Annotated in this window: 4 protein-coding genes; all 4 read right to left on the bottom strand. The window is 61.5% G+C overall.

Annotation, left to right across the window (positions count from 1 at the left end; all coding sequences use genetic code 11):
• Positions 1-257, bottom strand: a 257-nt coding sequence (locus tag AC3WL8_RS39850) for a 3-hydroxyacyl-CoA dehydrogenase family protein (RefSeq protein WP_492380249.1), incomplete at its 3' end; no start/stop codon positions are given.
• Positions 229-885, bottom strand: a complete 657-nt coding sequence (locus AC3WL8_RS39845; protein WP_492380248.1) for a 3-hydroxyacyl-CoA dehydrogenase NAD-binding domain-containing protein — start codon at positions 883-885, stop codon at positions 229-231. The genes AC3WL8_RS39845 and AC3WL8_RS39850, both read right to left, overlap by 29 nt.
• Positions 886-907: 22 nt before the next feature.
• Positions 908-1,471 (bottom strand): SRPBCC family protein, encoded by a 564-nt coding sequence (locus tag AC3WL8_RS39840; RefSeq protein WP_492380247.1) that lies wholly within the window; start codon positions 1,469-1,471, stop codon positions 908-910.
• A 33-nt stretch (positions 1,472-1,504) separates the two neighbouring features.
• On the bottom strand, positions 1,505-1,681 hold a 177-nt coding region (locus AC3WL8_RS39835), incomplete at its 5' end, for a (2Fe-2S)-binding protein (RefSeq protein ID WP_492380250.1).

Below are 1,681 nucleotides of genomic sequence, written 5' to 3'. Positions count from 1 at the left end.
AACCCTTGCAGCGGCAGCTTTGCCCGCATCTGTTCGTCGACCCGGGCGATGATCTCAGTGCCCCATGGCGCATCGTGCGCGCGCGAAGCGGCGATGCGCTGGTAAAGGGGGCCGAGGCGTTCTGCATAGTCGGCAACGCCACCCACTGCGTTCAGGTCGATCGTCTCAAACGGTCCCATGAAGGACCACCGCCAGCCGAGGCCGTCGCGAACAGTCTTGTCGACATCCTCAGCCGACACGATGCCATCTTCGACCAATGCCCAGGCCTCTCTCAACAGCACGGCTTGATCGGTTCAGGACAAAGCCCTCGATCTCCCTGTGGACCGTGATCGCGGTCTGGCCGACGGCCGCCATCAGTTCGCTTGCAAACTCAAGGGTGCGGGGTGCAGTCCGAGGTGAGGGAACCAGTTCGACGAGCGGCACGAGCGAAGGGGGATTCACCGGATGCACAATGATGACCCGCGGCGTGATCGCCAGGTCGTTTGCAAACTGCGATGCGGGGATCCCAGAGGTGGAGCTTCCGATGATCCGACGGCCATCGTCGCAAGACTGCAATTGCTCCATCAACGCGCGCTTATGATCGACCCGTTCTAGAATCGATTCCTGCACGTAAGTGGCACCTTCGAGGGACAGCGACAGCGACGCGCAAGACTTGATGCGGGACATCACCACTGTCGCGGGTTCACTCAGCAAGCCATAGCTGTCAAGATCCTCAAGCTGGCGCAGTATGCGGGCCGGCGCAGCCTCGAGTACCTGTGGATTCGCATCATACAAGTGGACTGTGGCGCCCGCGCGTGCGAACACGACAGCCCATCCCATCCCCACAAGCCCCGTTCCCACAATGGCCACCGCGCCACCGCGCAGCACATCTACCGCAGACTTCATTGGCATGCTCCGGTCGACGAGATCAGGCTGCGCGCTTGCCAAACATTCGGCCGAGCCACGTCACGAAACTCGCAAACAGCCCCGGGCCTGCGCGACGCTGGCTCGATACGGCGGCCGGGGCCGGTTGAGGAGCGGCTGCATAGCGTTTAGTCAGTTCTGCCAGGAAGGCGTCGAAGAAATCAGCAGCCATCTTCTGCGCCGCCATGTCGATCAACCTGGAGCCAACCTGTGCGAGCTTGCCGCCAACACTTGCGGTTGCGGTGTAGCGCAGGAGCGTCTTGCCGGACGCCAGCGGGGACAAGGCCACACCGGCTTCGCCGCGTCCATAGCCAACCGCACCGCCTTGACCACTGAATTCCAGCGTGTACGAGGTAGGGGCGACGATATCTTTCATGCGCATCTGGCCCTTGAACTTGGCTTTGATCGGCCCGACGGCAGCGGTAATGAGTACCTCAAAGCTACCGTCGTCCTTCTGCTGAATGGATTCGCACCCAGGAATGCAGGTTTGCAACAGGGCGATATCGTTGAGGGCTTGCCAGGCGATATCCTGCGCCACGGGCAATTCCTTCTCTTCGTTCATTTTCATGGCTGTCTCTCGTTATAGCGCTGGGGGGCAATGTCAGTCGGAGTGCAGGCGTTTGGCTGCGGCCTGGACTGCGCGCACGATGTTGTTGTAGCCGGTGCAACGGCAAAGGTTTCCCGCCAGCGCCTTGCGGATCTCCTCCTCGGTGGGCTGCGGGTTGTCGTCAAGCAATGCCTGCGCAGAGATCAGCATTCCCGGCGTGCAGAATCCGCA

The organism is Cupriavidus sp. FW305-F7 (assembly GCF_058782875.1).
The sequence above is the reverse complement of the archived record's forward strand: the minus strand, read 5'-3'. Positions and strand labels throughout refer to the sequence as shown.